The sequence below is a fragment of the Lysinibacillus sp. JNUCC 51 genome (assembly GCF_015999525.1).
Taxonomy (GTDB): domain Bacteria; phylum Bacillota; class Bacilli; order Bacillales_A; family Planococcaceae; genus Lysinibacillus; species Lysinibacillus xylanilyticus.
The window spans coordinates 3,004,591-3,016,801 of sequence record NZ_CP065545.1 but is presented as its reverse complement, the minus strand read 5'-3'; the positions used below and the strand labels follow the sequence as shown (position 1 = coordinate 3,016,801).

The 12,211-nt window shown below is 42.2% G+C and carries 6 protein-coding genes, 3 rRNA genes and 3 riboswitches; all 9 genes read right to left on the bottom strand.

All coding sequences use genetic code 11. From position 1 onward, the window contains the following. Window positions 1-99, bottom strand: a riboswitch (purine riboswitch). Window positions 100-192: 93 nt separating this feature from the next. The 9 genes from JNUCC51_RS14570 to guaA all read right to left on the bottom strand — a co-directional run bounded on the left by JNUCC51_RS14570 (window position 193) and on the right by guaA (window position 11,955). Further along, the gene (locus JNUCC51_RS14570; RefSeq protein WP_049668767.1) at window positions 193-387 is read right to left on the bottom strand and encodes an NETI motif-containing protein; all 195 of its coding nucleotides are present in this window, start codon (window positions 385-387) and stop codon (window positions 193-195) included. Between the two features lie 397 nt (window positions 388-784). Continuing rightward, complete coding sequence (locus tag JNUCC51_RS14565; RefSeq protein WP_337988652.1) at window positions 785-1,063, bottom strand: hypothetical protein; 279 nt, start codon at window positions 1,061-1,063, stop codon at window positions 785-787. A gap of 339 nt (window positions 1,064-1,402) precedes the next feature. After that, a 5S ribosomal RNA gene (rrf, locus tag JNUCC51_RS14560) occupies window positions 1,403-1,518 on the bottom strand. A 187-nt stretch (window positions 1,519-1,705) separates the two neighbouring features. After that, a 23S ribosomal RNA gene (locus JNUCC51_RS14555) occupies window positions 1,706-4,633 on the bottom strand. A 303-nt stretch (window positions 4,634-4,936) separates the two neighbouring features. Beyond that, window positions 4,937-6,488, bottom strand: a 16S ribosomal RNA gene (locus JNUCC51_RS14550). The 16S, 23S and 5S rRNA genes sit together here, the layout of an rRNA operon. 594 nt (window positions 6,489-7,082) lie before the next feature. After that, window positions 7,083-8,387 (bottom strand): NCS2 family permease, encoded by a 1,305-nt coding sequence (locus tag JNUCC51_RS14545; protein WP_100546114.1) that lies wholly within the window; start codon window positions 8,385-8,387, stop codon window positions 7,083-7,085. Window positions 8,388-8,520: 133 nt separating this feature from the next. Next, a riboswitch (purine riboswitch) is annotated at window positions 8,521-8,622 on the bottom strand. A gap of 243 nt (window positions 8,623-8,865) precedes the next feature. Next, complete coding sequence (locus JNUCC51_RS14540; RefSeq protein WP_337988651.1) at window positions 8,866-9,534, bottom strand: MOSC domain-containing protein; 669 nt, start codon at window positions 9,532-9,534, stop codon at window positions 8,866-8,868. A 102-nt stretch (window positions 9,535-9,636) separates the two neighbouring features. After that, window positions 9,637-9,813, bottom strand: coding sequence for a hypothetical protein (locus JNUCC51_RS14535; protein ID WP_337988650.1), 177 nt, complete (start codon window positions 9,811-9,813; stop codon window positions 9,637-9,639). 591 nt (window positions 9,814-10,404) lie between these two features. Beyond that, on the bottom strand, window positions 10,405-11,955 hold the full coding sequence (gene guaA / locus JNUCC51_RS14530) for a glutamine-hydrolyzing GMP synthase (RefSeq protein ID WP_337988649.1): 1,551 nt from the start codon (window positions 11,953-11,955) through the stop codon (window positions 10,405-10,407). 151 nt (window positions 11,956-12,106) lie between these two features. Continuing rightward, window positions 12,107-12,208: riboswitch (purine riboswitch) on the bottom strand. Window positions 12,209-12,211: the final 3 nt, after the last annotated feature.

The following is a 12,211-nucleotide window of genomic DNA, read 5'->3' as shown; positions in this document are numbered from 1 at the left end:
GCCAAAAGTGCTTTCCCGCATAGTCCAGCATTTACGGTGCCGGGTAGAGACACTAGAGCCGATCCTCTAGCATATATGTGGGATTTATTTGTTTTTCCTTCTCATATTTTAACAAGTCATTTCACTATCGTCAATGCAAAAATGCGAACAATTTATTTTAGTGATTTGTAAACGTTCGGATTTCAGTCAAATTCACTCGGAATCTTGCCATAACATCGCTTTAAATTGTATTTTTTGACGTAAATACGTTGGTTCTCCATTGACTAAGTGAAAAATCGGTTCTTCTTTTCTTCCAACTGCCATATAACCATCTCGACGCATTCTTGCCAAACAATCTTCAATTGACTCGTTTTCTTCTACTTCATACCAAATTTGTTGTTTTCCCAAATCTTTCTTCCTTTCGATCTTATATCCAATTATTTTCTCTCGTATGAATTCCATTATACCTTTAGTTTGTTCCTTTAGTATGTATGATTCATTAATAATATGCTCTTCACCATAACGTGAGGTTGATTTTCGTTCCGACTAGGTGCTTTCTTGGGGTATCCGGTGAGCCACTTGGGCCAACAGATGTTTTTAGCGCGAAAGCGAAGTGGTAGCGACAAATGTTCTCTGTGCGAAAGCATAGTGCTACGTAGCAGCACGATGTTGGTCACTATGGCTTTATTACAGGAAGTGATGGTTTTCCACTACTGCTCACCCTAATAAAAAGTAATTGTTCCTTTAACGGTACTATTCGAAGACAAATTAAAAGAACTACAGAGATAAAATCTGCAGCTCTTTATTAAGGATTTTGAAATCCGTAGACTCCAATTAGATATGCACCTAGGAACAGGAACATTAAAAAAGCATTGAGTACAATCAAAATCATACGGATATCGCCTTTAATTCCCAAAATTGCGCTAATTATTCCTAGTCCTCCTAATATAAATGGCGTAAATATACTTAGATCATAAAGGAATTTTAAAAAACTACCATACCATTTTGATGAGTCATAGCCAAACATAGAGAATGCAATCATTAAGAGAAATATAGATATAGCAGAAAAAATGTTACGCCTCATTTTTTATTTCCCCCTTATTAGATCACGATGTATGTTATAGATCTAATTTCAATCTAAAATTCGCTAATAAAGCTCGTCCTACTTTATTCTTTAATCAAAAAGTAATGGATATATCAAATGTTGAGGCAATATACAATGTGAAGCTTCCGCCATAAACGTTCTGGCAGCTTCCCCTTCCTAAAACAGTCTGCTTTCCCATTTTTTCGGCGGGTATGTCGATTCATTAATATATTTTATAACCTAGCATTATGTAAATTTTAACATTTAAATGAGTATATCATTTTATTATTATTTTATAAAACAAAAAAGCCGAGGAATTAATCCTCGACTTTTCTAGGTGCCTAGCGACGTCCTACTCTCACAGGGGGAAGCCCCCAACTACCATCGGCGCTAAAGAGCTTAACTTCCGTGTTCGGTATGGGAACGGGTGTGACCTCTTTGCCATCATCACTAGACTATTAACGGCCTTCAATATACGTCGTATTTCTTCGTCAGCTTCAGTCGTTCAGTCAGTCACGTACTAAAGTACGCTCCTTCCCTCTCTTCATCGCTTCTTCGAACTACTCGTATCTTGAAACCCTAAAATGAAAGGGGTTATTCTTTCAAAACTGGATAAACGGTTCATTGAATGTTTCAAACGTTTTGGTTAAGTCCTCGATCGATTAGTATTCGTCAGCTCCATGTGTCACCACACTTCCACCTCGAACCTATCTACCTCATCGTCTTTGAGGGATCTTACTTACTTGCGTAATGGGAAATCTCATCTTGAGGGGGGCTTCATGCTTAGATGCTTTCAGCACTTATCCCGTCCACACATAGCTACCCAGCGATGCCTTTGGCAAGACAACTGGTACACCAGCGGTGTGTCCATCCCGGTCCTCTCGTACTAAGGACAGCTCCTCTCAAATTTCCTACGCCCACGACGGATAGGGACCGAACTGTCTCACGACGTTCTGAACCCAGCTCGCGTACCGCTTTAATGGGCGAACAGCCCAACCCTTGGGACCGACTACAGCCCCAGGATGCGATGAGCCGACATCGAGGTGCCAAACCTCCCCGTCGATGTGGACTCTTGGGGGAGATAAGCCTGTTATCCCCGGGGTAGCTTTTATCCGTTGAGCGATGGCCCTTCCATGCGGAACCACCGGATCACTAAGCCCGTCTTTCGACCCTGCTCGACTTGTAGGTCTCGCAGTCAAGCTCCCTTGTGCCTTTACACTCTACGAATGATTTCCAACCATTCTGAGGGAACCTTTGGGCGCCTCCGTTACCTTTTAGGAGGCGACCGCCCCAGTCAAACTGTCCGCCTGACACTGTCTCCTGCCCCGCTAAGGGGCATGGGTTAGAATTTCAATACAACCAGGGTAGTATCCCACCGACGCCTCCTTCGAAGCTGGCGCTCCGAGATCTCTGGCTCCTACCTATCCTGTACAAGTTGTACCAAAATTCAATATCAGGCTACAGTAAAGCTCCACGGGGTCTTTCCGTCCTGTCGCGGGTAACCTGCATCTTCACAGGTACTATAATTTCACCGAGTCTCTCGTTGAGACAGTGCCCAGATCGTTACGCCTTTCGTGCGGGTCGGAACTTACCCGACAAGGAATTTCGCTACCTTAGGACCGTTATAGTTACGGCCGCCGTTTACTGGGGCTTCAATTCGCAGCTTCGCTTGCGCTAACCACTCCTCTTAACCTTCCAGCACCGGGCAGGCGTCAGCCCCTATACGTCACCTTACGGTTTTGCAGAGACCTGTGTTTTTGCTAAACAGTCGCCTGGGCCTATTCACTGCGGCTCTCATGCGCTTGCACGCTCAAGAGCACCCCTTCTCCCGAAGTTACGGGGTCATTTTGCCGAGTTCCTTAACGAGAGTTCTCTCGCACACCTTAGGATTCTCTCCTCGACTACCTGTGTCGGTTTGCGGTACGGGCACCTCTCACCTCGATAGAGGCTTTTCTTGGCAGTGTGAAATCAGGAACTTCGTCCATACGGACTCGCCATCACAGCTCAACGTTACAGTGTGCGGATTTGCCTACACACACGCCTTACTGCTTGGACGCGCATATCCAACAGCGCGCTTACCCTATCCTACTGCGTCCCCCCATTTCTCAAACGGTGAGGAGGTGGTACAGGAATATCAACCTGTTGTCCATCGCCTACGCCTATCGGCCTCGGCTTAGGTCCCGACTAACCCTGAGCGGACGAGCCTTCCTCAGGAAACCTTAGTCATACGGTGGACGGGATTCTCACCCGTCTTTCGCTACTCATACCGGCATTCTCACTTCTAAGCGCTCCACCAGTCCTTCCGATCTGACTTCAACGCACTTAGAACGCTCTCCTACCACTGACATCGTAGATGTCAATCCACAGCTTCGGTGAATCGTTTAGCCCCGATACATTTTCGGCGCAGCGTCACTCGACCAGTGAGCTATTACGCACTCTTTAAATGATGGCTGCTTCTAAGCCAACATCCTGGTTGTCTGTGCAACGCCACATCCTTTTCCACTTAACGATTACTTTGGGACCTTAGCTGGTGGTCTGGGCTGTTTCCCTTTTGACTACGGATCTTATCACTCGCAGTCTGACTCCCGTGTATAAATATCTGGCATTCGGAGTTTGTCTGAATTCGGTAAACCGGGATGGCCCCCTAGTCCAAACAGTGCTCTACCTCCAGTATTCTCATCACGAGGCTAGCCCTAAAGCTATTTCGGAGAGAACCAGCTATCTCCAAGTTCGATTGGAATTTCTCCGCTACCCACACCTCATCCCCGCACTTTTCAACGTGCGTGGGTTCGGGCCTCCAGTAAGTGTTACCTCACCTTCACCCTGGACATGGGTAGATCACCTGGTTTCGGGTCTACGACCACGTACTATTTCGCCCTATTCAGACTCGCTTTCGCTGCGGCTCCGCCTTCTAAAGCTTAACCTTGCACGTAATCGTAACTCGCCGGTTCATTCTACAAAAGGCACGCTATCACCCATTAACGGGCTCTAACTACTTGTAGGCACACGGTTTCAGGATCTCTTTCACTCCCCTCCCGGGGTGCTTTTCACCTTTCCCTCACGGTACTGGTTCACTATCGGTCACTAGGTAGTATTTAGCCTTGGGAGATGGTCCTCCCGGATTCCGACGGAATTTCACGTGTTCCGCCGTACTCAGGATCCACTCAGGAGAGAACGAACTTTCGACTACAGGGCTTTTACCTGCTCTGGCGGACCTTTCCAAGTCGCTTCATCTAACTCGCTCTTTTGTAACTCCGTATAGAGTGTCCTACAACCCCAAGAGGCAAGCCTCTTGGTTTGGGCTCTTCCCGTTTCGCTCGCCGCTACTCAGGGAATCGATTTTTCTTTCTCTTCCTCCAGGTACTTAGATGTTTCAGTTCCCTGGGTCTGCCTTCAAGACGCTATGTATTCACGTCAAGATACTACGCGATTAAACGTAGTGGGTTCCCCCATTCGGAAATCTCCGGATCAAAGCTCACTTACAGCTCCCCGAAGCATATCGGTGTTAGTGCCGTCCTTCATCGGCTCCTAGTGCCAAGGCATTCGCCGTGCGCCCTTAATAACTTAACCTACAGCTTTCAATACACATCGTATTTCGTCGTCAGCTTCACTCGTTCAGTCAGTCACGTACATAGGTACGCTCCTTCCTTCTCTCGTTTGCTTCCTAGAACTACTCGTGTCTTGAAACCTTCTTAAATTATTAAGCCTATAAAAAAACTTAAAAAATAAATGTGTTTGTTACAATTTCAATGTCGTTTTATCCAGTTTTCAAAGAACAAGTTTTGAAGTATTTCATCGTATGATGAACCTTCAAAACTGAACGCAAAACGTAATCTTACAAACCCTAGGTTTGTATTCCGAAAATATCCTTAGAAAGGAGGTGATCCAGCCGCACCTTCCGATACGGCTACCTTGTTACGACTTCACCCCAATCATCTATCCCACCTTCGGCGGCTGGCTCCAAAAGGTTACCCCACCGACTTCGGGTGTTACAAACTCTCGTGGTGTGACGGGCGGTGTGTACAAGGCCCGGGAACGTATTCACCGCGGCATGCTGATCCGCGATTACTAGCGATTCCGGCTTCATGTAGGCGAGTTGCAGCCTACAATCCGAACTGAGAACGACTTTATCGGATTAGCTCCCTCTCGCGAGTTGGCAACCGTTTGTATCGTCCATTGTAGCACGTGTGTAGCCCAGGTCATAAGGGGCATGATGATTTGACGTCATCCCCACCTTCCTCCGGTTTGTCACCGGCAGTCACCTTAGAGTGCCCAACTAAATGATGGCAACTAAGATCAAGGGTTGCGCTCGTTGCGGGACTTAACCCAACATCTCACGACACGAGCTGACGACAACCATGCACCACCTGTCACCGTTGTCCCCGAAGGGAAAACCATATCTCTACAGTGGTCAACGGGATGTCAAGACCTGGTAAGGTTCTTCGCGTTGCTTCGAATTAAACCACATGCTCCACCGCTTGTGCGGGCCCCCGTCAATTCCTTTGAGTTTCAGTCTTGCGACCGTACTCCCCAGGCGGAGTGCTTAATGCGTTAGCTGCAGCACTAAGGGGCGGAAACCCCCTAACACTTAGCACTCATCGTTTACGGCGTGGACTACCAGGGTATCTAATCCTGTTTGCTCCCCACGCTTTCGCGCCTCAGCGTCAGTTACAGACCAGAAAGTCGCCTTCGCCACTGGTGTTCCTCCAAATCTCTACGCATTTCACCGCTACACTTGGAATTCCACTTTCCTCTTCTGCACTCAAGTCCCCCAGTTTCCAATGACCCTCCACGGTTGAGCCGTGGGCTTTCACATCAGACTTAAAGGACCGCCTGCGCGCGCTTTACGCCCAATAATTCCGGACAACGCTTGCCACCTACGTATTACCGCGGCTGCTGGCACGTAGTTAGCCGTGGCTTTCTAATAAGGTACCGTCAAGGTACAGCCAGTTACTACTGTACTTGTTCTTCCCTTACAACAGAGTTTTACGATCCGAAAACCTTCTTCACTCACGCGGCGTTGCTCCATCAGGCTTTCGCCCATTGTGGAAGATTCCCTACTGCTGCCTCCCGTAGGAGTCTGGGCCGTGTCTCAGTCCCAGTGTGGCCGATCACCCTCTCAGGTCGGCTACGCATCGTCGCCTTGGTGAGCCGTTACCTCACCAACTAGCTAATGCGCCGCGGGCCCATCTTATAGCGACAGCCGAAACCGTCTTTCAGTATTTCGCCATGAAGCAAAATAGATTATTCGGTATTAGCCCCGGTTTCCCGGAGTTATCCCAAACTATAAGGTAGGTTGCCCACGTGTTACTCACCCGTCCGCCGCTAACGTCGAAGGAGCAAGCTCCTTCTCTGTTCGCTCGACTTGCATGTATTAGGCACGCCGCCAGCGTTCGTCCTGAGCCAGGATCAAACTCTCCATAAAAAGAAATTTGATTAGCTCAAATTGTTTTGCTGGCATCATGTTTGATGTCCAAAACTTTGTTTCGTTCGCTAACTCAAGGTTAGCTACTAAAAACTTTATTGATTACGTTTTGCTTGTTCAGTTTTCAAGGTTCATTTGTTCGTCGCATTTAAGTGACTTTCTATACTTTAACATGTTGTTAACTCTATGTCAACCACTTATGTTAGTATTTTTAATGTTGTTATTTGTTTCGTAACAACGTTTATAAATATATCACCTTAATATTAAGTTTGCAAGAGAATTATTAAAGTAAAACTATTCTAATTAATTAGCAAAGAGTTTCTTCTATAATATATAAATAAACTTCACCACATAATCTCCCTTATATGTTTCGATTGAAGAACTGCTCTTTAATCTATTATTTTAACTTCCTCTGATTCCCCACATTAATCGCCCCCTTTCTCCGGCAGAAATTAATACAGCTTACTTACCATTGAAATCTTCTTATTATTTTCACTAGCGTTAAATATCCCAATAAGAAAAGCACCTGCAATTGTTAGTTTCATTTTCTAACAATTGCAGATGCTTTTTATATTTCGATTTGTATATTTATAATTAGCGTACCCAGATAAAGTATGCAAGGAAGACAAAGAATAATCCGTACATCATAGGGTGAATTTCTTTTTTACGACCCGCTAAAAGCATTGTTATTGGATAGAATACAAAGCCTATTGCAATACCAGTAGCAATTGAGTAACCAAGAGGCATCATGATTACTGTAAAGAAAGCAGGTACTGCAATTTCAAATTTATCCCAATCAATTAAACGTAATGAAGATACCATCAGAACACCAACAATAACTAGAGCCGGCGCTGTTACGGCTGGAGTTACCACAGCTAGTAATGGTGAAAAGAATAACGCTACCAGGAATAGTATTGCAGTAACTACAGCAGAGAAACCTGAACGAGCACCTGCTGCTACACCAGAAGTTGACTCAACATATGCTGTTGTTGTTGATGTACCAAATAAAGAACCAATTGTTGTTGCAAGAGCATCAGCCATCAATGCGCGGCTTGCACGTGGTAATTTATTATCTTTTACTAAACCTGCTTGTGTCGCAACTGCCATTAAAGTACCGGCTGTATCAAAGAAATCTACAAACAAGAATGTTAACACAACAACTAAAAATTTAACGTTTAATAATGAACCGAAGTCATGGAAAATCGGATCTAAAGCTACCATAAATGTAGAATCTACACTTGGAATTGCTGAAACAACTGCTGTAGGAGGCTCAATCACACCTGTAATCATACCAACAATTGCTGTTATAACCATCCCTAAGAAAATACCAATACTACGTAGTTTAATAATTAGAATAATTGAAAGGACAATCCCGAATACAGCTAGTAAAGTTGAACCAGTAAATGTTCCTAAAGTTACCAATGTAGCTGGGCTATCTGTTATAATGCCCGCTCCTTGTAAACCAACAAATGTTATAAATAAACCAATACCTGCTGAAACTGCATATTTAAGTTGTACCGGAATAGCATTAATTACTGTTTCACGAATACCTGTTAACGAAAGAATGATAAAGATAACACCTGAGAAGAAAACACCTGTTAAACCAGTCTGCCAAGGAATACCGTACGCTCCAACTACAGTGAAGGCAAAGAATGCATTTAAGCCCATACCTGGGGCAAGTGAAATTGGGAATTTAGCGAATATACCCATAATCAGAGAACCAACTGTAGCTGCTAATGCTGTAGCTACGAATACAGCACCTTTATCCATTCCTGCATTTTCTAACATACCAGGGTTAACAGCTAAAATGTAAGCCATAGCAAGAAATGTAGTAATACCACCTATTATTTCGCGGCGATAATTAGTTCCTAATTCATCGAACATGAAATACTTTTTCATTTTAAAGAAATCCTCCGTATGGTCGTCTTCAATATCGAAAACAAAAAAAACACGCTGACTACTCTACTAGTCGCATGTCTACGATACATTTCATCACCGGTTATTGTGTGAAATTAATTAGTGTCTATACATTGGTATATATAACTAAAATCGTAGTCAAGTTATTTACGGTAACTTGGTAGAAACTCACGGGCCTTATCCCCGACATTATACGACGACATATTTAATTTACAATCGTAATATATCATTTCACTTTTTAGATTTCAACCCTATTTCCGAACATTTTTTATAAATGTTACACGAAAGTTCGTGTAACATTCTTATTTAATGTTCACATTTTAAGAAATAGTTGCATAAACATGTCAGGACTGAACGTTCTATCGATAGTTACAAAATAAAAAATCCCCTAGAACTCATTCGATTTCTAGAGGATTTTAATACAGCAATTGCGGGAGAGCTCCCTTGATATCGTCAATGCTTAATTCATCACTTTACTTTGCAAGAGCTGAATTCTTTTTTCTAATTTTTGTTTCCAATCTTCTGCTAATGCATCAACTGCCTGAATACGTTTCATCGCAAATGCATCTTTATTTTTAAAGTACACTTCGTTGCAATGTAAAACTGAAATACGCGCAGGGTGCTTTTCCACTAATTCAATTTTTGAATCAGCACAGATTGTCCCTTCTTCCAGTACACGAGCAAGGAAGCCCGTATATCCTGTTTCAATTAAACGTTTGAGTAATATGTTCGCCTCAGTATATTTATCAATCGTACTACAAGGTACACGTCCTTGAGTAATTTGGATGACAGCATCACCTATTTTATAAATATCGCCAATACAAATATCCGCTTCCAGCATATTCGTTACCGTTAAGTTTTCACCGAATGCTGCTGTCGGCAACGGTTTACCAAGTTCCCGTTCCCATTGTATGTAATGCTCCGCAGGATATAAACAAACGGCACGGTCTGGACCACCGTGATGTTTCTTATCCGCTACATCGTCCCCCTCAAATCCACGAGCGGACAAATAAACTTCTTGTACTTTTTGTTTTTCAATCCCTGTAATCATAGAGCGCCCATTACTATAATGCAATTCTTTCGGCATACCAATAGCAAGTGTATGTATCATCGCTATATCTATTCCCATGTTATTCCTCCCTTAATTAAACAGCGACATAGAGTCTTACTTACATTTATTACTTTACTATACCTAACGATTCATCGTATAACTTTTTCCAATGACTAGCTATCAGAATGCATTCGAAATATAACCTTTTGTATGTACCTTATTACTCTCTTTTTTAATTATTTCGTCTATGTAAAACTCTTTAAGCCAAACTTCTAATTTCATTTTTTCTTCTGGACACATATGTGACATAATTACCTGTAGTTCTTCAATAACTTCTTTAGCAGTCTTTAGATTCATTTTAAACACACCCTTTCTACAATATTCATAATATTCTATTTACACTTTTATAACAACGTCCAATTTTTACCTTCCAGTATATTCTTATTAAATAAATGAGGCCATACACCAACTAATGAAGGGCGTTGAAAAACTAAAGAAAATCATTTTTTTATATTATAAATCTGTCTTTTGTTGGATTATAGTCGCACTTTTTTAAAGGTGACTTTATTCGTCCTATTTGTAATATGGTTTCTTCTTTAATCCTCGCCCTTATCGTGGCTATACCATCGTTGATTGTAATTGTCTTCTCTTTACCTAACTCCTGAAAAGAGCGAATATATCGATTAAGTTGAACGGTTTAAACGATACTTACAAAGCGAAGTATACTTCTTTCCATTCCTGAACCTGTTAACTCAATTCAAAATCATCTATCAGTTCCATAATTTTGACCATAAAAAAACTCCCTTTTATTTAGTTGCTGAAACTAAATAAAAGAGAGTTTGAATTTACTTATAAATAGTTAGAAGTGATTTCACTAACTAAGAACACACAAAAAACATTGATATATCAACATTTAAAGTGTATCAATAACCTTGTATTTCACAAGGTCTATTCCCACTCAATAGTTGCAGGTGGCTTAGATGTAATATCGTAAAGCACGCGGTTAACGTGTTTTACTTCGTTTACTAGGCGGACAGAGATTTTCTCTAATACATCCCAAGGAATGCGTGCCCAGTCAGAAGTCATACCGTCGATAGATGTTACCGCACGGATACCGATTGCGTAATCATACGTACGTGCATCGCCCATTACACCAACTGAACGGATGTCAGGTAATACTGTGAAGTATTGCCAGATGTCGCGATCAAGACCAGCTTTTGCGATTTCTTCACGTAGGATGAAATCAGATTCGCGTACGATTTCTAATTTTTCTTCAGTTACTTCACCAAGTACACGGATTCCTAGACCCGGACCTGGGAATGGTTGACGCCAAACGATTTTTTCATCAAGGCCAAGCTCTAATCCTAGTGCGCGAACTTCGTCTTTAAATAATGTGTTAAGTGGCTCAATTAATTGGAATTGCATGTCTTCCGGAAGACCACCAACGTTATGGTGTGATTTAATAGTTTGCGCAGTCGATGTTCCAGATTCAATGATATCTGTGTAAAGCGTACCTTGTGCTAAGAAGTCCATTCCTTCAAGTTTAGCTGCTTCTTCATCGAATACGTAAATAAATTCGTTACCGATAATTTTACGTTTTTGTTCTGGATCAGAAACGCCTGCAAGTTTATCCATAAAACGTTGACGTGCATCAATTTTAATTAGATTCATGTCGAAGTCTTCTGTGAATGTTTTCATAACTTGCTCAACTTCACCTTTACGGTTTAAGTTGTGGTCAACGAACATACAAGTTAGTTGGTCGCCAATTGCTTTATGAATTAGAACAGCAACAACTGATGAGTCTACACCGCCTGAAAGTGCACATAATACTTTTTTGTCGCCTACTGTTTCGCGGATTTTTGCGATTTCAAGTTCAATGAAGTTTGCCATTGACCAATCGCCTTTTGCTCCACAAATGTCGAATACGAACTGACGTAATAAGTCGTTACCGTATACAGAGTGACGTACTTCTGGGTGGAATTGTACTGCATATAGTTGACGTTCTACATTTGCCATTGCAGAGATAGGGCAAGCAGCACTTGTTGCGATTACTTCAAAACCAGCAGGTACCTCTGTTACATGGTCACCGTGGCTCATCCAAACGATTTGTTCAGTCGGTAAGTCACCGAATAACTTGTTTGAAGCTGTTACTTTAATTTCTGCTTTACCATATTCACGTGTTTCAGCACCTTCAACTTTACCGCCTTGAGTATGTGCCATTAATTGCATACCATAGCAAATACCTAGAATTGGTAAGCCTAATTCAAAAATAGCTGGGTCTACATGGAATGCATTCTCGTCATAAACTGAGTTTGGACCACCTGAAAAGATAATACCTGATGCGTTCATATTTTTAATTTCTTCTGCAGTAATCGTATGAGGATGTAACTCACTGAAAACACCAAATTCACGGATACGACGCGTAATCAATTGGTTAAATTGGCTACCAAAATCAAGAACGACGATTTTTTCTTGCTCTAATAAAGGGCTAGCTGACAATATTTCCACCTCTTCTACTATTTTTAAAGGACTTTTCATATGTTCAAAGAAAAACGCGTATGAAAGTAAAAACTTCCTACGCGTTCATAAGCTCTTGATTTATAAAGGCGAATGCGTAGCAAAGAAAAGTGATTTACTAACCTTCTCACCTAACCAAAACATCCACCTTCATAGAGAAATCATTTACGGTGATCTCGTAGAAACATCCGAACCTTATCATCGAACTTATATGAAAGCAATCCTAATCATATATAAT